At 74.0% G+C, this 22,458-nt stretch carries 21 protein-coding genes; 9 read left to right on the forward strand and 12 right to left on the reverse strand.

All coding sequences use genetic code 11. The features are described 5' to 3' along the window. Positions 1–34: 34 nt before the first annotated feature. The 5 genes from ACFV4P_RS27535 to ACFV4P_RS27555 all read right to left on the reverse strand — a co-directional run bounded on the left by ACFV4P_RS27535 (position 35) and on the right by ACFV4P_RS27555 (position 5,013). On the reverse strand, positions 35–1,315 hold the full coding sequence (locus tag ACFV4P_RS27535) for an MFS transporter (protein WP_380475496.1): 1,281 nt from the start codon (positions 1,313–1,315) through the stop codon (positions 35–37). A gap of 65 nt (positions 1,316–1,380) precedes the next feature. Continuing rightward, complete coding sequence (locus ACFV4P_RS27540) at positions 1,381–2,076, reverse strand: dienelactone hydrolase family protein (protein WP_380475498.1); 696 nt, start codon at positions 2,074–2,076, stop codon at positions 1,381–1,383. Between the two features lie 111 nt (positions 2,077–2,187). Then, positions 2,188–3,549, reverse strand: a complete 1,362-nt coding sequence (locus tag ACFV4P_RS27545; RefSeq protein ID WP_274536954.1) for a sugar porter family MFS transporter — start codon at positions 3,547–3,549, stop codon at positions 2,188–2,190. A gap of 157 nt (positions 3,550–3,706) precedes the next feature. Further along, positions 3,707–4,354, reverse strand: a complete 648-nt coding sequence (locus tag ACFV4P_RS27550; RefSeq protein ID WP_380475500.1) for an FMN-binding negative transcriptional regulator — start codon at positions 4,352–4,354, stop codon at positions 3,707–3,709. After that, positions 4,348–5,013: a pyridoxamine 5'-phosphate oxidase family protein gene (locus ACFV4P_RS27555; RefSeq protein WP_380475502.1), complete on the reverse strand. Its 666-nt coding sequence runs from the start codon at positions 5,011–5,013 to the stop codon at positions 4,348–4,350. The genes ACFV4P_RS27550 and ACFV4P_RS27555 overlap by 7 nt, the downstream gene beginning before the upstream one ends. 35 nt (positions 5,014–5,048) lie before the next feature. Here ACFV4P_RS27555 and ACFV4P_RS27560 point away from each other — a divergent pair, with 35 nt between their 5' ends. Further along, a complete protein-coding gene (locus tag ACFV4P_RS27560) occupies positions 5,049–6,392 on the forward strand; it encodes an aminotransferase class I/II-fold pyridoxal phosphate-dependent enzyme (RefSeq protein WP_380475504.1) in 1,344 nt (447 codons plus the stop codon). Positions 6,393–6,512: 120 nt separating this feature from the next. Here the strand turns inward: ACFV4P_RS27560 and ACFV4P_RS27565 are convergent, their stop codons facing one another. Beyond that, positions 6,513–7,871, reverse strand: a complete 1,359-nt coding sequence (locus ACFV4P_RS27565; RefSeq protein WP_380475506.1) for an NAD(P)/FAD-dependent oxidoreductase — start codon at positions 7,869–7,871, stop codon at positions 6,513–6,515. Between the two features lie 156 nt (positions 7,872–8,027). Between ACFV4P_RS27565 and ACFV4P_RS27570 the strand changes: the two genes are divergently transcribed. The 4 genes from ACFV4P_RS27570 to ACFV4P_RS27585 all read left to right on the forward strand — a co-directional run bounded on the left by ACFV4P_RS27570 (position 8,028) and on the right by ACFV4P_RS27585 (position 10,654). After that, positions 8,028–8,783, forward strand: coding sequence for a HipA family kinase (locus ACFV4P_RS27570; RefSeq protein WP_380475508.1), 756 nt, complete (start codon positions 8,028–8,030; stop codon positions 8,781–8,783). Next, a complete protein-coding gene (locus ACFV4P_RS27575; protein ID WP_380475510.1) occupies positions 8,783–9,169 on the forward strand; it encodes a DUF3037 domain-containing protein in 387 nt (128 codons plus the stop codon). Before ACFV4P_RS27570 ends, ACFV4P_RS27575 begins: the two co-directional genes overlap by 1 nt. 83 nt (positions 9,170–9,252) lie before the next feature. Beyond that, positions 9,253–9,693 carry a MarR family winged helix-turn-helix transcriptional regulator gene (locus ACFV4P_RS27580; RefSeq protein ID WP_380475512.1) on the forward strand — a complete coding sequence of 147 codons (441 nt, stop codon included), beginning with the start codon at positions 9,253–9,255 and terminating at the stop codon, positions 9,691–9,693. Between the two features lie 46 nt (positions 9,694–9,739). Further along, positions 9,740–10,654: a DUF2797 domain-containing protein gene (locus ACFV4P_RS27585; protein ID WP_380475514.1), complete on the forward strand. Its 915-nt coding sequence runs from the start codon at positions 9,740–9,742 to the stop codon at positions 10,652–10,654. Positions 10,655–10,670: 16 nt separating this feature from the next. Here the strand turns inward: ACFV4P_RS27585 and ACFV4P_RS27590 are convergent, their stop codons facing one another. Together ACFV4P_RS27590 and ACFV4P_RS27595 are read right to left on the reverse strand one after the other, a co-directional pair. Beyond that, positions 10,671–11,027, reverse strand: coding sequence for a DUF6204 family protein (locus ACFV4P_RS27590; RefSeq protein ID WP_380475516.1), 357 nt, complete (start codon positions 11,025–11,027; stop codon positions 10,671–10,673). Positions 11,028–11,059: 32 nt separating this feature from the next. Then, on the reverse strand, positions 11,060–13,252 hold the full coding sequence (locus ACFV4P_RS27595) for a HelD family protein (RefSeq protein WP_380475518.1): 2,193 nt from the start codon (positions 13,250–13,252) through the stop codon (positions 11,060–11,062). A 118-nt stretch (positions 13,253–13,370) separates the two neighbouring features. Here ACFV4P_RS27595 and purB point away from each other — a divergent pair, with 118 nt between their 5' ends. Both purB and ACFV4P_RS27605 read left to right on the forward strand, forming a co-directional pair. Further along, entirely contained in the window at positions 13,371–14,810 is a 1,440-nt protein-coding gene (gene purB, locus ACFV4P_RS27600) for an adenylosuccinate lyase (protein ID WP_380475520.1), read from the forward strand. Between the two features lie 545 nt (positions 14,811–15,355). Beyond that, positions 15,356–15,613: a hypothetical protein gene (locus ACFV4P_RS27605; protein WP_380475522.1), complete on the forward strand. Its 258-nt coding sequence runs from the start codon at positions 15,356–15,358 to the stop codon at positions 15,611–15,613. Positions 15,614–15,627: 14 nt separating this feature from the next. Here ACFV4P_RS27605 and ACFV4P_RS27610 read toward each other — a convergent pair whose 3' ends face one another. The 3 genes from ACFV4P_RS27610 to ACFV4P_RS27620 all read right to left on the reverse strand — a co-directional run bounded on the left by ACFV4P_RS27610 (position 15,628) and on the right by ACFV4P_RS27620 (position 19,520). Then, positions 15,628–16,272, reverse strand: coding sequence for a hypothetical protein (locus ACFV4P_RS27610; protein WP_380475524.1), 645 nt, complete (start codon positions 16,270–16,272; stop codon positions 15,628–15,630). Between the two features lie 591 nt (positions 16,273–16,863). After that, complete coding sequence (locus tag ACFV4P_RS27615; protein ID WP_380475526.1) at positions 16,864–18,387, reverse strand: MFS transporter; 1,524 nt, start codon at positions 18,385–18,387, stop codon at positions 16,864–16,866. A 206-nt stretch (positions 18,388–18,593) separates the two neighbouring features. Then, the gene (locus ACFV4P_RS27620; protein ID WP_380475528.1) at positions 18,594–19,520 is read right to left on the reverse strand and encodes a diiron oxygenase; all 927 of its coding nucleotides are present in this window, start codon (positions 19,518–19,520) and stop codon (positions 18,594–18,596) included. Positions 19,521–19,673: 153 nt separating this feature from the next. Between ACFV4P_RS27620 and ACFV4P_RS27625 the strand changes: the two genes are divergently transcribed. Both ACFV4P_RS27625 and ACFV4P_RS27630 read left to right on the forward strand, forming a co-directional pair. Then, entirely contained in the window at positions 19,674–20,678 is a 1,005-nt protein-coding gene (locus ACFV4P_RS27625; RefSeq protein WP_380475530.1) for a PHP domain-containing protein, read from the forward strand. Positions 20,679–20,712: 34 nt separating this feature from the next. Further along, entirely contained in the window at positions 20,713–21,393 is a 681-nt protein-coding gene (locus tag ACFV4P_RS27630) for a VOC family protein (RefSeq protein WP_380475532.1), read from the forward strand. Between the two features lie 7 nt (positions 21,394–21,400). Here ACFV4P_RS27630 and ACFV4P_RS27635 read toward each other — a convergent pair whose 3' ends face one another. Continuing rightward, positions 21,401–22,201, reverse strand: a complete 801-nt coding sequence (locus ACFV4P_RS27635) for a tyrosine-protein phosphatase (RefSeq protein WP_380475534.1) — start codon at positions 22,199–22,201, stop codon at positions 21,401–21,403. Between the last annotated feature and the right edge of the window lie 257 nt (positions 22,202–22,458).

Genomic DNA, 22,458 nt, shown 5'->3' on the forward strand with positions numbered 1-22,458 from the left:
TTCGGCCGCCGGGGGTTGCAGACCGGGGCGGCAGTCACCCGGACGTGGCAGGTTCCGGTTGCGGCAGGTTGCCGCGCGCCTCGGGCACCTTGCGCTCCAACTGCCGTACCTCCGGCACCAGCAGCACCGCCGCGGCCAGGCCCAGGCAGGTCAACGCGCAGGCCCACAGCGCACCGGAGCGGCCCAGCAGGTCCGCCGCCGGACCGGCCAGCGCGGTGCCCGCCGGCAGCAGCGCGAAGGAGCCGAAGGCGTCGTACGCGGAGATCCGCGACAGCAGCTCCTCGGGGATCTCTTGACGGAGCGCCACCATCCAGCCCACCACGAACACCGTGACGCCGACGCCGGACAGGAACATCGCCACCACGACGGGGATCAGCGGCAGGCCGAGCGCCAGCGCCAGCGCGGGCAGGCCGAACAGGAACACGCCGCCGTTGCCGACCAGCAGGATCCGGCGCGGCTGCCAGCGGGCCATCAGCACCGCGCTCGCCACCATGCCGACGCTGAGCGCGGCCATCGCGGTGCCCCACGCCCCGGCGCCGCCCATCCGGTCCTCGGCGATCACCGGCCCGTACACCGTCTCGACGGCCAGCACGCAGGCGTTCATCAGGGAGAACTGCACGACGATCGCCCACAGCCAGCGGCGCGAGACGAACTCCCGCCAACCGACCCGCAGTTCGTGCACCAGGCTGGGCCCGGACGCGCGCTGCCCGCCGACCTGCGTCAGGCCGGAGCGCATCAGCGCGGCCACCGCGAAACAGGCCGCGTCGCCCGCCAGCACCCAGCCCGGGTCGGCCGCCGCGGCGAGCAGGCCACCGAGCGCGGCACCGGCGATCTGCGCGCCGTTCATGCCCATCTTGAACACCGAGAGCGCCTTCGACGCGTGCTCGGCCGGCACCGCCCGGAGGATCACGCCCTCGGCGGCCGGGGCGTAGAACGCCTGCCCGGCGCCGCCCGCCGCGGACAGCACCAGCAGCGTCCACAGCGGCGGATGCCCCATCAGCACCAGCGCGGCCAGCACGCCCTGCGACACCGCGTTGAACACGTTGGCGCTCACCATCACCACGTGCCGCGGCCACCGGTCGGCCACCGCCCCGCCGATCAGCATCAGCACCACCAGCGGCACCGTCCGCGCCGCCGTCACGTACCCCACCTCGGCGGTGCCCCAGCCCGCGCCCAGCACCGCGAACGCGGTGGCGATCGGCGCGGCGGCGTTTCCCAGCCCGCTCACCACCGTCGAGGCGGTCTGGATCCGATAGTTCCTGCCGGCCCACGCCGGATAGTTGATGCCCACCGCCAGACGATGGATCGCCAACACCGGCCCTGTCCACCGAATTTCAGGGCCCCCGGCCGTCCGCGAGCAGCCCCGGCCGGCGGCTTTCGTCAGCCGAGGTGCGCCCAGAGGAAGGTGAGGGTGCGGCGCCAGGCGATGGCGGCCTGGAGGGGGTCGTAGCTGCTGGGGGTCTTCTCGTCGTTCATGAAGGCGTGGCCGGCGGGGTAGAAGTGGATCTCGGGGCGGCGGTCGGTGGCCTCGCCGATGCGGATGGCGGCCTCGTCGACGACGGCGGCGGGCAGCGAGGCGTCCTGTTCGCCGAAGTGGCCGAGGACGTGCGCGGTCAGGCCGCGGTAGTCGTAGTCGGGGTCGTCGGGCAGGCCGTAGAACGGGACGACGGCGGCGACCCGGTCGCCCTCGGCGGCGGCGAGGCGCAGGGCGAGGCCGCCGCCCATGCAGAAGCCGACCACGCCGATCGCGTCGCCGACCGAGCCGGGGTGCGCCAGCAGGTGGGAGACGGCCGCGGCGAGTTCCTCCGCGGCGCGTTCGGCGGGCAGTTCGCGTTTCATCCGGGCGGCGGCGTCCCGGTCGTGGGTGACGGTGCCGCCGTACAGGTCGGGCGCGAGGGCGAGGAAGCCCTCGGCGGCGAGCCGGTCGGTGAGTTCCGCGATGTGCCGGGTCAGCCCCCACCACTCCTGGATCACCAGGACTCCGGGGCCGACCCGGGCGGGCGGCGCCGCCAGGTAGCCGTGCACGGTCCGGCCGGAGTGTCCGGCGAAGCTGACGTTCTGGCGGGCAGCGCCCATGGCCTCTCCGTCGGGGTGGCCGCGCGCGGCGGCGGGCAGGAAGGTTCGTCTGGCACTCTAGGCCCGAATTCGCCGCCGCCACCGGCGCGGTGAGGGTGTGTCAGGGAGTGTTCAGCCCATCTCTTCCAACGCTTTGCCCTTGGTCTCCTTGATGCAGAAGACCACGAACGGGATCGACAGCAGCGCGAAGCAGGCGTAGATCACGTACGTCGCGGACAGGTTCCAGTCCGACAGGGTCGGGAAGGAGACGGTGATCGCCCAGTTGGCGATCCACTGCGCGGACGCGGCGACCGACAGGGCCAGCGCCCGGATCGCGTTCGGGAACATCTCGCCGAGCAGCACCCACACCACCACGCCCCAGGAGAACGCGAAGCACAGCACGAAGAGGTGCGCGGCGACCAGTGCCACCACGGCGTGGGTGTTGTCGAGCGTCGCGGTGTTGCCGGTGCCGTGCCGGTAGGAGAACGCCCAGGCGGCCAGCGCCAGTGCGACCGTCATGCCGGCCGAGCCGGCCAGCGCCAGCGGCTTGCGGCCGATCCGGTCGACCAGCGCCATCGCGATGACCGTGCCGATGACGTTGATGATCGAGGTGGACAGCGACAGCAGCAGCGAGTCGGACTCCTTGATGCCGACCGACTGCCACAGGAACGACGAGTAGTAGAAGATCACGTTGATGCCGACGAACTGCTGGAACACCGAGGCGCCGATGCCGACCCAGACGATCGGCAGCAGGCCGAACCGCCCGCCGAGCAGGTCCGACAGCCGCGGCTTGCGGCGGGTCTCCAGCACCCGGCGGATCTCCGCGATCCGGGCGTCCAGGTCGACGTTCGGGCCCTCGACCTCGACCAGCACCTTGCGGGCCTGCTCCTCGCGCCGGTCGGCGATCAGGTAGCGCGGCGACTCGGGGATGGACAGCGCCATCAGGCCGTACACCAGCGCGGGCACGGCCTCCACGCCGAGCATCCACTGCCAGGCCTGGATGCCCCCCAGGTGGTTGGTGGACTCGCCTCCCGCGGCCTGGTTGAGCGCCCAGTTGGCGAGCTGCGAGACGGTGATGCCGAGCACGATCGCCATCTGCTGGAACGAGGCGAGCCGGCCCCGGTAGGCGGTCGGCGCGACCTCGGCGATGTACGTCGGGGCGATCACCGAGGCGATGCCGATCGCGATGCCGCCGACCACGCGCCACACGCCCAGCACCTGGATGCTGGGCGGGAACATCGAGCCGATGCCGCTGATCGCGAACAGCGTCGCCGCCATCAGCATGGTCCGCACCCGGCCCAGGTGGTCGGCCAGCCAGCCGGCCACCACGGCGCCGGCCGCCGAGCCGAGCAGCGCGATCGCCACCACGAACGCGGTCTCGCCGTTGCCGACGCCGAAGTGCTTCTGGATGCCGGTGACCGCGCCGTTGATCACCGCGCTGTCGTAGCCGAACAGGAAACCGCCCATCGCGGCGGCGGCGGAGATGAACACCACATGCCCGAGGTGCTCGTCCCGGACGGCGGAGGAGTGGGTAGCCAGTGCTCTCTCCCTACGTGACGATCCGTCCGGTGACGGGCGGACATATCCGGAGGTCATTCGACCAGCGGCTACCCCGCGACACGGCTCCGACACGCCCGCGACCGACGGGCTGTCAGTCCGACGAAGGGCCGAGCGCCGGGCGGCGGGTGCGGCGGCGCAGCATCTGGACGCGGGCCGCGGCGTCCTGCGGATTGCCGGTCGCGGCGTGCCGTTCGGCGAGGCGCTCGGCGATGTCCAACTGCATCTCGACCGGCTTCTTGTCGTCGTACTTGAACTTCGCCCGCACCCGGCGCACCGTCAGCCGCAGCCCGCGCAGGCCGGTCAGCATCCCGCCGTACGGGGCCGCGCCGACCGTCACCCGGTCCTCGGTGTTCTCGGGCTGGAAGTGCGCCAGCTGCCGGTTGAGGATCTCCGCCTTCTGCGCCGGGTCGTCCACCACCTCGGCCGTGCAGGAGAACTGCACCGAGGCGTAGTAGCTGGTCGGCGTGTACGGCGGGTCGCGCCAGCGGCCCGGGGCGAAGGCGTAGTCGTCGGTGACCGCCAGCGTCACGTGCGGGTCGGCGCGCACCGCCGCCAGCAGCGGGTTGGGGGCGGCCAGGTGCAGCAGGACCTCGCCCGCCCCGACGTCCAGCAGGAAGTGCGTGGGCACCATGACCGGGCCCTCGGGGCCGTTGGCGGCCAGCGTGCCGAAGTCCCGCCCGGCCGCCAGCCACTCCTGCCACTCGCGTTCGGCGCCGCGGTCCCAGCCCCGGATCAGCATGCCGGCCCCGCCAGGTAGCCGGGCAGCGGGAGGGACGAGTGCGGGGAGGGCTCCGGCGCGCCGTACACCGCGGAGACCGGCACCACGCCCGCCCAGTACGGCAGGTCGAGGTCCTCCTCCTCGTCGTTCACGCCGCCGGTGCGGCTCTTCGCCGACACCTGGTCCAGCTCCAGCCGGATCACCGCCGTCGCCGCCAGCTCCTTCGGGCTGCCCGGCCGGCAGTCCGCGGCGCGCCCCGGCACCACCTGCTCGACGATCGCGTCCAGCGCCGTCCGCAGCTCCTCCGGGTCGGTGACCTGGTACGCGGTGCCGTGCGCCACCACCGAGCGGTAGTTGACGGAGTGGTTGAACGCGGACTTCGCCAGCACCAGCCCGTCCAGGTGCGTCACCGTCACGCACACCGGCAGGCCCTGCTCGTCGCGGGCCCCGCGCAGCGGGCGGCTGCCGGTGGAGCCGTGGATGTACAGCCGCTCGCCGACCCGCGCGTACAGCGTGGGCAGCACCACCGGCGCGCCGTCCCGGACGAAGCCCAGGTGGCACAGGTACCCGGCGTCGAGCACCGCGTGCACCGCGTCCCGGTCCCAGGAGGCCCGCTCCCTGTCCCGGGTGGGGGTGGTGAGATCGTTGCGGGCGTAGGCGTCCTTCGGCGTGTCCGACATGACAACCCCCTATGTACTAGTGCATAATTGCGTTTGTGCTAGGAGAGTATCGGATCACAGGTCGGCGGGCCAGCGAGATCGCCGCCGACGTCGAACGCGCCATCGCCGACGGACAACTGGAACCCGGCGCCGCCCTGCCACCACTGCGCGACCTGGCCGGCGCACTCGGCGTCAACCCCAACACGGTGGCCGCCGCCTACCGCCTGCTGCGCGAACGCGGCGTCATCGAGACCGCCGGCCGCCGCGGCAGCCGCATCCGCCCCCGGCCCGCCACCACCCCCCGCGACGAGGCCCGACTGCCCGTCCCGCCCGGCGCCCGCGACCTGTCCGCCGGCAACCCCGACCCCGCCCTGCTGCCCCCGCTCGGTCCCGCCCTCGCCGCCGCCGCGACCGGCCCCGCCGCCCTCTACGGCGACGCCGTCGCCGAACCCGAACTCCTCGACGGCTTCCGCGCCGAATTCCGCGCCGACGGCGCCCCCGACGGCGAACTCGCCGTCTGCTCCGGCGCGTTGGACAGCATCGGCCGCGTCCTCGCCGCCACCCTGCGCACCGGCGACACCGTCGCCGTCGAGGACCCGGGCTGGGGCAGCGTCCTCGACCTGCTCCCCGCCCTCGGCCTGCGCACCGCGCCCGTCCCCGTCGACGACGAAGGCCCGCTCCCCGACGCCGTCGCCGCCGCCCTCGACGCCGGCGCCCGCGCCCTGATCGTCACCAGCCGCGCCCAGAACCCCACCGGCGCCGCCCTCACCCCCGCCCGCGCCGCCGCGCTGCGCACCGTCCTCGCCGCCCGCCCGCACACCGTGCTGATCGAGGACGACCACGGGCACGGCATGGTCGACCAGCCCTTCCAGTCGCTGGCCGCCGACGGCCGCGGCACCGCCACCGTCCACCACTGGGCGCTGATCCGCTCCGCCGCCAAGGCCCTCGGGCCCGACCTGCGGGTCGCCGTCCTCACCGGCGACGCCGACACCGTCGCCCGGGTCCTCGGCCGCCAGCGCCTGGACGTCGGCTGGGTCAGCCACCTGCTGCAACGCGCCGTCGTCGAACTGCGCCGCACCGACGCCGCGCCCGCCGCGACCGTCGCCGCCGCCTACCGGGCCCGGCGCGACGCGCTGCTCGGCGCGCTCGCCGCGCACGGCATCCGCGCCCACGGCGAGAGCGGCCTCAACGTGTGGGTGCCCGTCCCCGACGAGACCGCCGTCGCCGCCGCCCTCCTCCACCACGGCTGGGTGGTCGCCCCCGGCTCCCGCTTCCGGCTCGCCTCCCCACCCGCCGTCCGCATCTCCGTCGCCACCCTCCACCCCGCCGAAGCCCCCGCCCTCGCCGCCGCCGTCGCCGCCGCCCTCCACGGCCCGCCCCACGCCTCCCGCGTCACCTGACCCGCCGCCGCACGAAGCCGACGGACCCGAAGCGCCTTTTCGCCATCGACCGGTCCTGCTGGACCTGCTGAACGAAGCCCCCGTCCGGGGTGGGCGGGGGCTTGTGCGGGGGTGGGGCGGTCAGTCCTTGGCGAGGAGGGCCTGGGCGTGTTCGCGGACCTGGTCGCGGGAGAGGTAGGCATCGGTGTACTCGAAGTCGCGCAGGCGGGCGGGCTGGCGGGCCAGGAAGCCGGTGCGGACGAAGTCGTCGCCGGCGGTGGCGTTCAGCAGCCAATTCGCGCTGGTGCGGTACTTCGCGGAGTTGGTGCGCATCGCCATCACGTGGTAGCCGCGCGCCACCAACTGGGCGGGCAGGCCGTGCAGTTCGACGCCCATCGGCTTGGAGACCGCGTCCTTGCCGCCGAGGTCGACGACCAGGCCCAGGTCCTTGTGGAAGTACGGTTGCAGCGGCTGGTTGCGCACCGCCGCCACCAGGTTCTCGGCGACCCGCTTGCCCTGCCGGGCCGAGTGCTGCGCGGTCGGCGGGCAGACCGCGCCGTCGCCCTTGGCGAGGTCCGGCACCGCGGCGGCGTCGCCGAGCGCGAACACGCCCTCGAACTGCGGCACCCGCATCTCCGCGGTCACCGCGAGGCGTCCGCGCACCGTCTCCGCGTCCAGGGTGCCGATCAGCGGCGACGCGGCCACGCCCGCCGTCCAGATCAGCGTCCGGCAGGGCAGCGTGCGGCCGTCGGTGAACTTCACCGTCTCCGCGCCGACCTCCGCGACCGAGACGCCCAGCGACACGTCCACGCCGCGCTTGCGGAGGATCTCCATCGCGGTCTGGCCGAGCTTGTCGCCCAGCTCGGGCATCAACTTCGGTGCGATGTCGATCAGATGCCACTTGATCAGGTCCGGGTCGAGGCGCGGGTAGCGCTTGATCGCCGCCGTGGTCAGCCGCTGGAGGCAGGCCGCCGTCTCGGTGCCCGCGTAGCCGCCGCCGACCACCACGAACTGGAGCCGCGAGGCCCGCTCCTGCTCGTCCATCGACGCGGACGCCAGGTCGAGTTGGGCGATCACGTGGTCGCGGATGTACGTCGCCTCGGCGAGCGTCTTCATGCCGCGCGCGTAGTCGGGCAGGCCCGGGATGTCGAAGGTCCGGGTGACGCTGCCCGGCGCCAGCACCAGGTAGTCGTACTTCTCCGCGACCACCTCGTCGGTGATCTTGCGGACCACGGCGACCTTGGAGCGCGGATCGATGCCGATCGCCCCGCCGGGGACTATGTGGGTGCGGCGCAGCGTGCGGCGCAGCGAGATCGCCACCGACTGCGGGGTCAGCACCCCGGCCGCGACGTGCGGCAGCAGCGGCAGGTACAGCTGGTAACTGAACGGCGTGACCAGCGAGATCTCCGCCTCGGAGGGGGCGAGCTTGCGCTCCAGACGGCGCGCGCACTCCAGCCCGGCGAAGCCGCCGCCGACGATCAGGATCCGAGGTCGTTCCATCGTTCATCCCCTACGTGTGCGGGTCCGGGAACTGCGTCCGTGCCGACGGGAGCGGCTCAAGGACGACTGCTGGCCACACTCGCACGGGGCCACGGCGGGTGCATCTCCAACCGCTCCCGGGCCGTGGCCGTCCACGGGGGCCGCTAGGCTGTCGGGATGCTCTCCGAGGTGACGGCCGTCCGCTACGCGACGCCGCTGCGCGAAGGCGGTTCGATGCCGGGCCTGATCGAGGCCGACGACCGCCGCCTGTACGTGCTGAAATGGGTCGGCGCGGCCCAGGGCCGCAAGGCGCTGGTCGCCGAGGTACTGGCCGGGGAACTCGGCCGCCGACTCGGCCTGGCGGTGCCCGAACTCGCCCTGGTCGACCTCGACCCGGTGCTCGCCCGCAGCGAGCCCGAGGTGCAGATCCAGGACCAGATGCGGGCCAGCGGCGGCACCAACCTCGGCATGGCCTACGTCTCCGGGGCGCTGAACTTCGACCCGCTCTGCTTCGACGTGGACACCGACACCGCCGCCCGGGTGCTCTGGTTCGACGCCCTGATCAGCAACGTCGACCGGTCCTGGCGCAACCCCAACCTGCTGGTCGCCACCGGCGGCCTGCGGCTCATCGACCACGGCGCCAGCCTGATCTTCCACCACAGCTGGACGCGCGCCGAGGCCTGGCGCCGCAAGCCCTACGACGCCTCCGACCACGCCCTGCGGCACGCCGTCGGCCACCTGCCGAAGGTCGACGCCGAACTCGCCGACCTCGCCGAGGCCGCGCTGCCCGCCGCCGTCGCCGCCGTCCCCGACGTGTGGCTGGTCGACGAGCCGGGCTTCGAGACGCCCGAGGACGTCCGCGCCGCCTACGTCGAGCAGCTCTCCGCCCGCCTCGCCGGGCCCCGCGACTGGCTCCCGGAGGTGGCCAGCTGATGGACCAGCACCCCAAGGACTACGAGTACGCGCTGATCCGTGCCGTCCCCCGGGTCGAACGCGGCGAGTGCGTCAACATCGGCGTCCTGCTGTACTGCCGCGACTCCGGCTACCTCGGCGCCCGCACCCACCTCGACCAGGGCCGGCTGCTCGCCCTCGACCCGGTCGCCGACGCGGCCGGCGTGCGGCGCGCCCTGCGCGGCATCGAGGCGGTCTGCGAGGGCGGCGAGGCCGCCGGGCCGGCCGCCTCCGACAGCCCCGGGCAGCGCTTCCGTTGGCTGACCGCGCCGCGCAGCGCCGTCGTCCAGCCCGGCCCCGTGCACACCGGGCTGACCGTCGACCCGGACGCGGAACTCCACCACCTGTTCGACCGTCTGGTGCTGTAACCCGCGCCGTTTCTCCGACCCCCCGACATACTTGCCTCGCTCAATACTGGAGGTACTGAAACGATGGGCGTACCCTGACCGCCATGGGCAGCACCACAGGCACCGGCACCGCACCGTCCACCACCGAACTGATGGAGCAGGTCGCGGCCGTCGGCGCGGCCTACTTCCAGGACTTCGCCGCCGCAGCGGCCCGCCACGGCCTCAACTCCTCACAGGCCAAAGCACTCAAGGCCGTCCTCGAACCCGTCCCGATGCGCGCCCTCGCCGGCCGCCTCGGCTGCGACGCCTCCAACGTCACCGGCATCGTCGACCGCCTCGAAGCACTCGGCCTCGCCCACCGCGAAGCCGCCGCCGCCGACCGCCGCGTCAAGATCGTCACCATCACCGACGAAGGCCGCGCCGTCCTCGACCGGATCCGCGACGACATGACCCGCGCCCGCCAGGCCTTCGACAGCCTCGACGCCGAGCAACGCACCGCCCTGTCCCGGCTCTGCCAACAGGTCCTGCCGCTGCTGCGCCCCTGACCGTCCGTCCGGGCAACCAGGGCCGGACAGGCCCTACACTCACCGGATGCACCAGGCGAACGGATGGACCTCGACCGGGCTGCGCTGGCTGGACGGCGCACCCCGGCTCACCGCCACCGACGGCACCACCAGGCACGACCGGCCGCTCACCGACGGGCTCCCCGTCGCCTGGCGGATCGCCGGCCCGCGCCGCTGCACCGGCGCCACCACCGCGCGCGGCCACCGCCCCTGCCCGCACCGGGCCGCCATCGAACCCGACGGCACCACCACCCAGTGCCCCACCTGCCAGAACGCCGACCGAGGCCTGCAACTCGCCCGCGACCGCATCCTCGACGACGGCCGCACTTACCGCCTCTACCTCGCCTGGTTCGGCCCCGGTCTGCTCAAGGTCGGCCTCACCGCCGAGGAACGCGGCACCGTCCGCCTGCTCGAACAGGCCGCCCTCACCTGGACGTTCCTCGCGCACGGACCGCTGCCCGCCGTCCGCCGCGCCGAACTCGCCCTCGCCCACGCCAAACTGGCCCGCGAACGGATCCCCGCCGCCGCCAAGTACCCCGCCTGGTGGGCACTCTCCACCCCCGCCGACCGGCACGCCGAACTCACCGCCGGCCGCACCCGCGCCCTGGCGCTGCTCGACCGTCAACCGCCCGCGGGGCACCCGCTCACCCTGCTGCCCGAACACCCCGTCACCGACCAGGTCGAGCTGTACGGCCTCACCGACGGCGCCCCCGAGCAGTACCAGCAGGTCAAGGCAGTCAGCGACGGCGCCCGCCTGACCGGCCGACTGCGCCGACCGATCGGCGGCCACCTCTTCCTCGACCCGCCCGCCGGGCCCCCGCTGCTCCTCGACACCCGCCTGCTCACCGGCTGGACCCTGCACGCCGAGGCCGCCGACAGCTGCGACGGCCTCACCCTGCTGCCCCGGGCCCGCCCCGCCGCCGAGCAGGACACGCTGTTCTGAATCGCCTGTCGGCCGGTCAGTGCTTCTTCCGGGCCTCCTGCTTGCCGCGCGCGCCCACCGCCGCCAGCGTCATGTCCTGCGCCTGCGACTTCAGGTTCTTGTAGCCGTACCCGCGGTCCGTCAGCCACAGCTCCGCCGCCGTCTCGGCCCGCACCGACGCCGCCACGACGTCCTCCTCCGCCTCCCCGTACTCCAGGAACCGGAAGGTGAAGAACGGACGCGCCGACAGGTCGTACGTCAGGTGCCCCTCGTCGGTGAACTTCGCCTTCAGCACATCGTGCTCGGCCGCCTCGGCGGTCAGCTCGGCGTGCTGCTCGGCGGTGAGGGCGTCGAAGGAGCCGCGCACCATGATTCGGAACGTACGAGTCGTCATGGCGGGACCCTAACCCGACCGGCCCGCCCGCTTCACCCCATTTTCGCCCGCCCCGCCGCTTCGAACGCCGCCCCCAGCGGCTCCGGCAGCGGACCGTGATGGGCGACGGTCAGCCGGCGGGTGGCCCGGGTCAGCGCGACGTACAGGTCGTGGCCGCCGCGCGGGGACTGCGCCCGGATCGCCGCCGGATCGGCCACCACCACCGCGTCGAACTCCAGGCCCTTGCACTGCGCCGCACTCAGCGCCCCCAGGTGCGCCAACTCCGCCAGCCGCCCGTCCGGCACCACCAGACCCGTGGTCCCCGGCCGGTCCTGGGCCAGCAGGGCCGGCAGCTGCGCCGCGTAGTCCGTGACGGCGACCGCCCGCGGCCGCTCCCCGTCCGCCCGCACCGACTCGGGGGCCACCGCCGCCGGATCGACGGCCGCGAGCCACGCCGCCGCCACCGCCATGATCGGCGCCGGGGTGCGGTAGTTGACGGTCAGCCGCTCCTCCCGCCAGCGGGTGCCCAGGTAGCGGCCCAGCATCTCCTGCCAGTCCCGCGCGCCCGCCGCCGAGGAGGTCTGCGCCAGATCGCCCACCACCGTCAGCGAACGGGTCGGGATCCGCCGCATCACCATCCGCCAGGCCAGCGCCGACAACTCCTGCGCCTCGTCCACCACCACGTGCCCGAACGTCCACTCCCGGTCCGCCGCCGCCCGCTCCGCGGTCGACCGGTACGGCCCGTCGTCGGCGTGCCGACCGGCCAGCGCCGCGGCGTCCAAGTCTCCCTCCTGGCCGGTCACTTGGAGCACCCCTCGGGCGTACGCCTCGGCGTCGGCCCGCTGCCGGCCCTGCGCGGCGGCGGCCCGGCGCCGCTCCGCGCCGTCGCTGCCGAGCAGTTCGGCGGCCTCGTCCAGCAGCGGGACGTCCTCCACCGTCCACGGCGCGCCCGGCGGGCGGTGCAGGGCGGCGCGTTCGGCGGGGGTCAGGGACGGGGCGAGGCGCTCGGGGTCGGCGAGCAGCGACCCGACGAGCTGCTGCGGCGTCAGCAGCGGCCACAGCGCGTCCAGGGCGGCGCGGACCTCCGGCTCGGCCCACAGCTCGCCCGGTGCGTAGCGGGCCTCCTCCTCGTCCCAGGGACGGCCGAGCGCGTCCGCGCGGGTGCGGGCCAGCCCGCGCAGCGCGGCGCGCAGGAACTCGGTGCGGGCCGCGTTGTGCGGCAGCCGCAGGCCCCGGGCGCGCTCCCGGGCGGCGGCCAGCAGCCGGCGGGGGAGCGGCAGGTCGAGGGCGGCGAGCAGGCCGTCCCCGGCGGGCAGCCGCTGGTGCAGGCGCACCGCCTCGGCGAGGACGTCCGCCATCCGCTCCGAACCCTTCAGGAAAGCGCTTTCCGGTTGGTCCGTGTCAACCGCGCGCACCCCCGGGAACAGCTCGCCGGGGGTGCGCAGCAGCACCTCGGTCTCGCCGAGCGAGGGCAGCACCTGCTCGATGTAGCGCAGGAACGCCGGGTTCGGGCCGATCACCAGCACGCCGCGCCGCTCCAGCACCTCGCGGTGGGTGTACAGCAGGTAGGCGGCCCGGTGCAGCGCGGCCACCGTCTTGCCGGTGCCCGGCCCGCCGTGCACCACCACCGCGCCGTGCAGCCCCGAGCGGATCACCCGGTCCTGCTCGGCCTGGATGGTCGCCACCACCTCGCGCATCCGTCCCGTCCGGGCCCGGCGCAGCTCGGCCAGCAGCGCGGCCTCGCCGACCAGGGTGCGGCGGCCCTCGGCGTCCAGCGCGTTCAGGTCGAACGCCTCGTCGTCCAGGCCGACCACCCGCCGGCCCTCGGTGCGCAGGTGGCGGCGGCGCAGCAGGCCGGCCGGGTCGGCGGCGCTCGCGGTGTAGAACGGGCGGGCGGCCGGGGCCCGCCAGTCCAGCAGCAGCGGTTCGAACTCCTCGTCCAGCAGCCCGATCCGGCCGATCCGGTGGACGGCGCCGTCGAGGCCGTCGATCCGGCCGAAGCACAGGCCGCGTTCGACGGCGGTCAGCCGGGCCAGCCGGCGGGTGCGTTCGGCGAGCACCACCTCCTGCTCGATCCGGGCCTGCCGGGTGCCGCCCGGCCCGAGGTGCGCGTCGGCGGCCTGCTCCAGCGCGCTGCGGGCCTGCTCGCGGGCGGCGTCCAGGTGGGCGTACAGCTCCGTCAACCGGCGCTGCTCGGTGCGGAGTTCGGCGGCGAGGACGGCGTCGCTTGCCAGATCTTGGGTCAACGTGATATCCTTGCGATGGAGGAGTTATTTGCGTGGAGTAGCATTGGCGCTCAACCGGCCATGCTACCCGCCCACACGGCGGAGGCGCTGCATTCCCGCCTGACCTCGACTGTTAGGCTTGCGAAGCGTGAGCGCGAAGCCCAAGATCCCCAATGTCCTGGCCTCCCGGTACGCCTCGGCGACCCTGGCCCAGCTGTGGTCCCCCGAGCACAAGGTGGTGCTTGAGCGCCACCTGTGGCTGGCCGTCCTGAAGGCCCAGCAGGACCTCGGCATCGAGGTGCCGGCCACCGCGATCGCCGACTACGAGCGCGTCGTCGACCAGGTCGACCTGGCGTCCATCGCCGCCCGCGAGAAGGTCACCCGGCACGACGTGAAGGCCCGCATCGAGGAGTTCTCCGAACTCGCCGGGCACGAGCAGATCCACAAGGGCATGACCTCGCGCGACCTCACCGAGAACGTCGAGCAGCTGCAGATCCGCCAGTCCCTGGAGCACGTCCGCGACCGCACGGTCGCCGTCCTGGTCCGCCTCGGCCGCCTCTCCGCCCAGTACGGCGAGCTCGTGATGGCCGGCCGTTCGCACAACGTCGCCGCGCAGGCCACCACCCTCGGCAAGCGCTTCGCGACCGCCGCCGACGAGATCCTGGTCGCCTTCGCCCGCCTGGAAGAGCTGATCGCCCGCTACCCGCTGCGCGGCGTCAAGGGCCCGGTCGGCACCTCGCAGGACATGCTCGACCTGCTGGGCGGCGACGCCGACAAGCTCGCCGAGCTGGAGCGCCGGGTCGCCGGCCACCTCGGCTTCGACAACGTCTTCACCTCGGTCGGCCAGGTCTACCCGCGCTCGCTCGACTACGACGTCGTCTCCACCCTGGTCCAGCTCTCCGCCGGCCCGTCCAGCATCGCCAAGACGATCCGCCTGATGGCCGGCCACGAGCTGGTCACCGAGGGCTTCAAGGCCGGCCAGGTCGGCTCCTCGGCGATGCCGCACAAGATGAACACCCGCTCCTGCGAGCGCGTCAACGGCCTCGCCGTCATCCTGCGCGGCTACGCCTCGATGACCGCCGAGCTCGGCGGCGACCAGTGGAACGAGGGCGACGTCTCCTGCTCCGTGGTGCGCCGCGTCGCGCTGCCGGACGCGTTCTTCGCCTTCGACGGCCTGCTGGAGACCTTCCTGACCGTCCTCGACGAGTTCGGCGCCTTCCCCGCCGTCATCGAGGCCGAGCTCGACCGCTACCTGCCGTTCCTGGCCACCACCAAGGTCCTGATGGCGGCCGTCCGGGCCGGCGTCGGCCGGGAGACTGCGCACGAGGTCATCAAGGAGCACGCCGTCGCCGCCGCCCTGGCGATGCGCGAGGGCGCCCGCGAGAACACCCTCGTCCCGGCGCTCGCCGCCGACGCCCGCATCCCGCTCGACCACGAGGCGATCGACGCGCTGCTGGCCGACCGGCTCTCCTTCACCGGCGCCGCCGCCGCCCAGGTCGGCGAACTCGTCCGCCGCATCGAGGCCGTCGCCGCCAGCCACCCGGAGGCCGCCAAGTACGCCCCGGGCGACATTCTCTGACGCCCTGGGCGCCCTGCATGCTCAACTGCCCGTCCCCGACGCCGAGTCGGGGACGGGCAGTGCGCTACCGGGGGCCCTTGGCAACGGTCGTCAAGGCGTCGTAGGGTCGGGACGCGGCCACGCTGTGCGAGCGATCGGCCAGATTCGGAGCGGGGGACGGGGCGTTCCGGTCCGATTGTGCGACCTGGCCGTCAACCGGCCGGGGCGGTTGCCCGATCCCCTCTACGGGCAGGTAAGTTACGCCTTGCACGTGCATCTGATGCCTTGTCAGACGAAACGGGGGAATGTCTGGTGAGCCGAACTCAGTGTCCGACGCTGCGCCTTGGTGTCGAATCGCCCCGCCACCAGGGCCTCAACCCATGACTGCCGGGCAGATCCGGAAGCGGGGAGACGGCACGTTACACGCACCCGCCGCCCAATGGGGGCAAACGGCCGGAATCGGCAACCGGGCACGCGGCTTGAGGGGTAGACAGGACATGTCCGTCATGACGTCGTCGACAGCGGAGACGCCGGCGGAGGTCTCGAACCTGCGCGGGGAGTCAGCGATGCGACCGACGAATCCGAGGAGCGGGGCACTCGCCCCCGGGACACAGGTCCCTGCGGGCGCGGTGGTGGGCTACCTCGGGGCGCTCGGCGTACTCGACCTGCTGCTGTCGGCGGTGCTCGCCCGAGCGCTCACCGGCACCGCGGCCGGAACGGCGACCGTGGCCGTGTTCCTCGCCGTCTTCGTCCCACTCGGGGTCGCGTCGGTGCTCAGCGCGGACCGGGTGCTGGTCGCGATGGTGCAGCGCCACGAGCGGTGAGCTCGCCGGGTCGCTCAACGACCCTTTCGGGAACGGGCGTTGGACCTTCGCTGCTGCCGCTGCTGCGGGGCTGCTCCGGCCTGCTCGCGGCGCCGGCGGTTCGCCCGGGCGCTGCGGGCGACGCCCCAGCCGGTGAGCAGCAGGGTGCCGGCGCCGGCGGCGGAGGCGAGCGGCATGTTGTGGAGCAGGTAGCCGACGCCGAACGCCGCGCCTGCGACGGCCAGCACCAGGACGACGACGATCAGGACGAACCGGAACGTGTCGCCGGTGTCGCGGGCGATGTCCCGCAGCAGGGTGTGCTGGCGATCGAGGAACGGGTAGAGGCCGCTGCCCAACTGCTCGGGCGGGACCGGCGCCAGAGGTTCGGACTCGCGACGGGCCGGCCGCGACGGCGCGGGGTCCTTCGCGGCCTCGGCCTTGGTGTCGACCTCGGCCTTGGCCCCGGTGTTGGCGTCGACCTCGACCTCGACCTTGCCCTTGGCCGCGGCCCGACGGCGCGTTCGGGGCGCGGGCAGGCGGGAGTCCTGCGGTGCCAGGTCGGGCTGTGCGTTCCGACCGGCCCGGTCGCGGGGCTGGCGCGGGACGTGGGCCTTCGGCGTGTCCGGCCGGCCGGCGGCGGACGGCTCCGGCGACGGAGGCTCGGTGGCGCTGGTGGTCACGGGCAGGGGTCTCGCTTCGCGCTATGCGAGCCGACCGGCGGGCCGGCTCGGGTCAGGAGCTGAATGACGGGGCGCCGGGACCGGTGGTGCTCGATCCGGGCCGGACCCCGAAGGAGAGCCGCCGTTCGGTGGCGTCCCCCGGGTGGGAGTGGCCCGGCCGACCGGCCGAACCCCTTCCAGCAACGGCCGGAGACGGCCAACCATCCCGCCGCCGGCCGCATCTCGGTGCCGTCTCACTAGCGCCACTGGGTCGAACCGGCACGCCTCGGCGCCCGCCCGCCCCTTCGTCCCCGCCTTCGTCGTCGCGCCCGGAGAAACTCCTCCGGTGTCCAGCCTCATCAGTGCCGCTCGGCGGACTCGGGACGAGCCGCAGCGGGCGGATGCTCACCTTACCGTCAACACGCCGCGACTGCCCGTAACCCTCCCGGGTGGGCTGCGCGTGACCCGGAGTCTAGCCCCCCGACCCCGCTCCGGCACCCTTCGACTAGCCGCAGAACTGATGCTGCGTCAAGCACGGCACGGTCAAGATCCTTGAAAGGGTGGCGAGTTGGTGGCCTCTGGTCGACTCTCGGCTGTTGTCGGCGAGGTGTTTCAGACCGGTCGGCCGGAGCTCGCCGCCCCTTCGTCCGGGTGGTCCGGGTGGATCGGCGGGGAGGTCGGGGCGCAGTACCAGTCGCAGTCGGGTTCGGCGATCGGGTGTGGCGGGGCGAGGGCGTTCGAGCGGATGGTGGCGAAGGCGAGCAGCGCACCCGTGACGAGCAGGCCGGCGCAGATCAGCATGGAGGTGCGGAAAGCGCTGTCCACCTCGGACGGGATCCGGTACGCGTCGCCGCTCAGGCCCGCCAGCGGGGGGATCGCCGCGACCGCGAACAGCCCGGCGGCGCGGGCGGCCGCGTTGTTGACTCCGGACGCGATGCCCGCGCGGCGGACGTCGACGGCGGCGAGGACGGTCGCCGTCAGCGGGGCCACCAGCAGCGTCATGCCCGCGCCCTGCACGGTCACGGCGGGCAGCACGTCCGCCCAGTAGTTCGCGTTCGGGCCGATCCGCAGCATCAGCAGCACCCCGCACGCCACCAGCAGCGGCCCCGCGGTGAGCGGGATCCGCGGGCCGACCGCGCGGCCGAACTGCCCGGCCCGGCCCGAGAACAGCAGCATCAGCACGGTGATCGGAATCAGCGCCACCCCCGAGAGCAGCGGGGTGAACCCGGCGACGATCTGGAGCTGCACCGTCAACAGCAGGAACACGCCGCTGAACGCCGCGTACACGCACAGGGTGACCAGGTTGACCGACGTGAACAGCCGGGAGCGGAACAGCGACAGCGGCAGCATCGGGTTCGCCGAACGGTGCTCGACGAAGATGAACGCGGCCGTCAGCGCGATGCCCGCCAGCCCCGCGACGATCGCGATCGGGGACAGGCCGGAACCCGCCTCCGTCAGCGCGTACGTGATGCCCGCGAGGGCGAGCGCGGCGAGCAGCGCGCCCAGCACGTCGAAATTGCCCTGCTCGTCCGGGTCTCGCGACTCGGGGACGTGACGGGCGGTCACCGCGACCACGACCGCCGCCAGCGGAAGATTCAGCAGGAAGATCCACCGCCAGCCGGGACCGTCCACCAGCCAGCCGCCCAGGAACGGGCCGACCGCCGCCGCGACGCCGCCCAGACCCGACCACGCGCCCACCGCGCCCGCCCGGTCGTCCTCGTGGAACACCGCCTGCAGCATCGCCAGCGAACCCGGCGTCAGCAACGCACCGCCGATGCCCTGCAACGCCCTTGCCAGGATCAGCACGTCGACGTTGGGCGCGGCCGCGCAGCCCGCCGAGGCCAGGGCGAACCAGCACACGCCGATCAGGAACACCCGGCGGCGGCCGTAGCGGTCGCCGAGAGAGCCGCCCAGCAGGATCAGCGCGGCGAGCGTCAGCATGTAGGCGTTGATCGTCCACTGGAGGGAGGCGAGGCTCGCGCCCAGGTCCTCACCGATCCTCGGCAGCGCGACGTTCACCACCGTGCCGTCCAGCATCGCCATCCCGGACCCGAGCGCGGTCGCCGCGACGACCCACCGCCCACGCCCCGTCCCCAACCGAATCCCGCCGGCCACACCCGCCGCATCGTCGCTCACGCAACGCATCCTCCGCCAGGACCCGCCCGACGACCAGTCCACCACGCCCTCCGGGCGGGCGGGCGAGGGCGGGCGGAGTGGGAGGTGCATTCCGGACGGCTGGTTGATGGTTCAGCTTTGCCCGCCGCCCGCAGGGCGTTCCCTGGGTGGGCGGGGTGGGTGAGCCTGCTCCGCTTCGCGTTCGCTGCCCGCAGGGCTTGGTGGGGTCAGGGGAGGAGGGAGGCGCGGCGCCAGGCGCGGGTGGTGGCGGGGGTGATGATGCCGAGGTCGGTGAAGAAGTCGACGGCCTTGCGGGACCAGTCGATGCGGGCCTGGCGCCAGTGGGGGTTGGCGGCGGCGGTGCGGGCGGCCTCGGCGGGGTCGAGGCCGGCGAGGGCGTAGACGCGCGGGTGGACGACCTCGGCGACGGACTGGCGGGCCAGCAGCGCGAGGGCGCGGCGGAAGACGGCGCGGCGGGCGGGCGTCATCCGGGCCCAGCGGCGTTCGAGTTCGGGCTTGGCGTAGCCGATGTGCCGGGCCTCCTCGACGACGTGGATCCGGGCGACCGAGCGTGCCAGCGGCTGCAGGCTCTCGTCGCGGATCATCTCCCGCTGCATGGCGTCCGTGAACTCCTCGACGAATATCGCCCCGGCGAAGGTCATCGTGGTGTCGTTGAGCAGGAAGTGCAGCCGCCCGAGCAGGTCCGCGCGCCGGGTGGGCCGGGCGGACGGGTAGCCGGTGGCGGTGATGTAGCGGGCGAACATGGTGGAGTGCCGGCACTCGTCCGCGACCTCGGTCAGCGCGTACTGGGCGTGCCCGGTGGTGAGGTCGTTCGTGTAGACGTGCCGGATCAGGCCTTCCATCAGGACGAGTTCGAACCAGATGCCGGCCGCCGTGGTGGAGGCGAGCTGATGGACGCTCAGCTGCGCCCGCCGGCGTTCGTCGAGGCGTTCCCACAGCGGGGTGCCGTAGAGGGTGACGCGGTGGGCGGGCAGCGCGTAGTGGTCGGGGTCGACGGGGGCGGTCCAGTCGACCTCGGTGAGAGGGTCGTAGGAGTGCTTGGCGGAGGCGCGCAGCAGGCGGGCGGCGTTGAGTTCGCGGTCGGCGTTGCGCTGCTGGGCGACGGTCGCGGTGGGGGCGGCGGTGTCGGGCATGGGCGGGCTCCGGAGGTGGCGGGGGCAGGGGCTCCAGGAGGAGTAAACCAATGAGACAGAGTGTCAACAAGGGTTTGGGGCAGATCAGGAGCCCCACGGCCGTCCGGCGGCAACCCGCATGCGGCCCCGCCGGGCCCCGCGCAGACTGACCGCATGGATCCGGTCACCGCCCTGGAACGCATCGCCTTCCTGCTGGAGCGCGAACTCGCCTCCCCGTACCGGGTCAAGGCGTTCCGCACCGCCGCCGAGGCCGCCACCGGGCTGCCCGCGGGGCCGGTCGACGTCGCGGACGCCGAACGCCTGCCCGGCGTCGGCCCGGTCACCGCCCGGGTGATCGCCGACGCCACGGCGGGCCGGACCCCGCAGTACCTGCTGGAGGCCGAGGCGCGGGCCGCCGCCGGCCCCGCGCCGTCCACCGACGCGCTCCGGCTGCGCGAGAAGATCCGCGGCGACTGCCACCTGCACTCGGACTGGTCCGACGGCGCCGCCCCGATCGAGCTGATGGCCCGCACCGCCCGCGACCTCGGCCACCACTGGGCGGTGCTCACCGACCACTCGCCGCGGCTGACCGTCGCCAACGGCCTGAGCGCCGAGCGGCTGCGCGAACAGCTCGACGTGATCGAGGACTTGAACGGCCGGCTCACCCCGTTCCGACTGCTGTCCGGCATCGAGTGCGACATCCTCGACGACGGTTCGCTGGACCAGGACGAGGACCTGCTCGGCCGGCTGGACGTGGTGGTCGCCTCGGTCCACTCCAAGCTGCGGATGGACCGCGCCGCGATGACCCGCCGGATGCTGGCCGCCGTCCGCAACCCGCTGGTCGACGTGCTCGGCCACTGCACCGGGCGGCGGCTCGGCGACAAGCCGCGCCCGCAGTCGGCGTTCGACGCGGAGGCCGTCTTCGCCGCCTGCCGGGAGCACGACACCGCCGTCGAGATCAACTGCCGCCCCGACCGCCAGGACCCGCCGGACGACCTGCTCGCCCTGGCCGCCGACCTCGGCTGCCTGTTCGCGATCGACACCGACGCGCACGCCCCCGGTCAGCTCGACTGGCAGATCGCCGGCTGCGAACGGGCCGCCGCGCTCGACCTGGACGCCGAACGGATCATCACCGCCTGGTCGGTGGACCACCTGCTGGCCTGGTCCGGAGCTCGATGATCACGCTGTCGGACCGGGCCGCTACGCTGCCCCGATGACAGAGCCTCAGCCGCAGACGCACAGCACGATCCGGCCACTGGCGTTCCACGCCGCGCCCGGCACCGAGGACTGGCGGGTCCTGGGCGAGGGGGCGTGCACGTTCTTCCCCGCCGCCTCCTTCGCCGACGCGGCCCGGCTGGTGGCCGCGATCGCCAGCGCCGTGGACGGCCTCGGCGCGCCGGACGTGGACCTGCGGCCCGAGGGCGTCACCGTCCGCCTGATCACCGTCGCCGAGGACTACTACGGCCTGACGGAGCGGCACATCGAGCTGGCCCGCCGGATCTCCGCCGCCGCCCGCGCCCTCGGCGCCACCGCCGAGCCGCACGCCGCGCAGACCGTCCAGGTCACGGTGGACGCCCTGGAGCGGCCCGCCGTGGTCGCCTTCTGGCGGGCCCTGCTCGGCTACCGCGACCGGGCCGGCAGCCCCGAGGACCTGATCGACCCGGCCCGGCGCGGCGCGCCGTTCTACTTCCAGCAGATGGACGAGCCCCGGCCGCAGCGCAACCGGGTGCACGTGGACGTGTGGGTGCCGTACGACGTCGCCGAACAGCGGGTCGCCGCCGCGCTCGCCGCCGGCGGCCGCCTGGTGAACGACGACGACGCCCCCGTGCTGTGGGTGCTGGCCGACCCCGAGGGCAACGAGGCCTGCGTCGGCGCGGCCGGCGCGGCGGGCTGACGCACCGTCAGGACGACTGGACCAGCCGGGCGCGCAGGCTGTCCAGCGTCTCGTCCTTGAGGCCGAGGGCGACCCGGGCGTAGGTCTCCGGGTCGCCCCAGCGGTCGGCCAGGGTGTCCAGGGCGGTGGCCAGGTACTCGGCGCGCACCGACAGCACCGCGTCGGCGATCTCCGGGTCGCCGCCCCCGGCGAGGAAACGTTCCCGCACCGGGGCGTCGTGCGCATGCACCGCCGGACCGACCGACAGGTACTCGGTGCGCACCGTCTCCGCGTCCGCGCCGAGCAGCAGCAGGATCAGCGCCGCGCCCCAGCCGGTGCGGTCCCGGCCGGCCGTGCAGTGGAACAGCACCGGGCCGCCGCCCCGGTGTGCGAGCGCGGTCAGCAACTGCTTGTAGGCGTGCCGGGCGGCGGTGGAGGTGACGAACGCCCGGTAGTCCTCGCACCGGGCGAGGGCGGCGCGGCCGCGGCCCAGGGTGCGGTTGGCGGCCGCCGGGTCGGCGAGCGCCGCCGTCAGCGCGGTCGTGACGCCGTTGCCGGCCCGGTCGGCGAGCACGTCGGCGACCAGCAGGTGCGCCCCGCCGGGCACCCGGTCCGGGAACGCCGCCCGGTCCGGGCCGCTGCGCAGGTCGACCACGGTGCGCACGCCGAGCGCGTCGAACATCGGGTCCGCCGCCGGGTCGAGCCGGTCCAACTGGCCGGAACGGAACGCCAGTCCGGGCCGGACCCGGGCGCCGCCGGGCAGGTCGATGCCGCCGAGATCGCGCAGGTTGGCGACGGTGGCGGAGTCAACGATGTGCGAGTGCTGCATGACGACCTCCCTGCCGGCGGACGGGTGTGGCGGCGGCCCCGCGGGCGGCGGCCGGGCCGGGCGGCACCGCGGGCGTCACCCGAAGCAGGCCCCGTCAGCACGCTAGGCGTGCCCCGGGCGGGTCGCCCCCGGAGTTCCCCCGGCCGGGCGGCCGCTGCATCGAGCGGCGGAGCGCACGCCCCGGCCGCGCGCCGTGCTGCGCGCGCCCCATTGCTTGACGGCGTGTCAGCAGGCAGGGTGGCAGCGTCGGCCCCGGA

Origin of the sequence: Kitasatospora sp. NPDC059795 (assembly GCF_042732175.1) — a bacterium.
Taxonomy (GTDB): Bacteria; Actinomycetota; Actinomycetes; order Streptomycetales; family Streptomycetaceae; genus Kitasatospora.

Coding starts and splice junctions, on each gene's coding strand:
- ACFV4P_RS27540 (WP_380475498.1), bottom strand. CDS start 2,076: ATGGGCGCTGCCCGCCAGAACGTCAGCTTCGCCGGACACTCCGGCCGG.
- ACFV4P_RS27550 (WP_380475500.1), bottom strand. CDS start 4,354: ATGCTGATCCGGGGCTGGGACCGCGGCGCCGAACGCGAGTGGCAGGAG.
- ACFV4P_RS27555 (WP_380475502.1), bottom strand. CDS start 5,013: ATGTCGGACACGCCGAAGGACGCCTACGCCCGCAACGATCTCACCACC.
- ACFV4P_RS27565 (WP_380475506.1), bottom strand. CDS start 7,871: ATGGAACGACCTCGGATCCTGATCGTCGGCGGCGGCTTCGCCGGGCTG.
- ACFV4P_RS27570 (WP_380475508.1), top strand. CDS start 8,028: ATGCTCTCCGAGGTGACGGCCGTCCGCTACGCGACGCCGCTGCGCGAA.
- ACFV4P_RS27575 (WP_380475510.1), top strand. CDS start 8,783: ATGGACCAGCACCCCAAGGACTACGAGTACGCGCTGATCCGTGCCGTC.
- ACFV4P_RS27580 (WP_380475512.1), top strand. CDS start 9,253: ATGGGCAGCACCACAGGCACCGGCACCGCACCGTCCACCACCGAACTG.
- ACFV4P_RS27585 (WP_380475514.1), top strand. CDS start 9,740: ATGCACCAGGCGAACGGATGGACCTCGACCGGGCTGCGCTGGCTGGAC.
- ACFV4P_RS27590 (WP_380475516.1), bottom strand. CDS start 11,027: ATGACGACTCGTACGTTCCGAATCATGGTGCGCGGCTCCTTCGACGCC.
- ACFV4P_RS27605 (WP_380475522.1), top strand. CDS start 15,356: ATGCGACCGACGAATCCGAGGAGCGGGGCACTCGCCCCCGGGACACAG.
- ACFV4P_RS27620 (WP_380475528.1), bottom strand. CDS start 19,520: ATGCCCGACACCGCCGCCCCCACCGCGACCGTCGCCCAGCAGCGCAAC.
- ACFV4P_RS27625 (WP_380475530.1), top strand. CDS start 19,674: ATGGATCCGGTCACCGCCCTGGAACGCATCGCCTTCCTGCTGGAGCGC.
- ACFV4P_RS27630 (WP_380475532.1), top strand. CDS start 20,713: ATGACAGAGCCTCAGCCGCAGACGCACAGCACGATCCGGCCACTGGCG.
- ACFV4P_RS27635 (WP_380475534.1), bottom strand. CDS start 22,201: ATGCAGCACTCGCACATCGTTGACTCCGCCACCGTCGCCAACCTGCGC.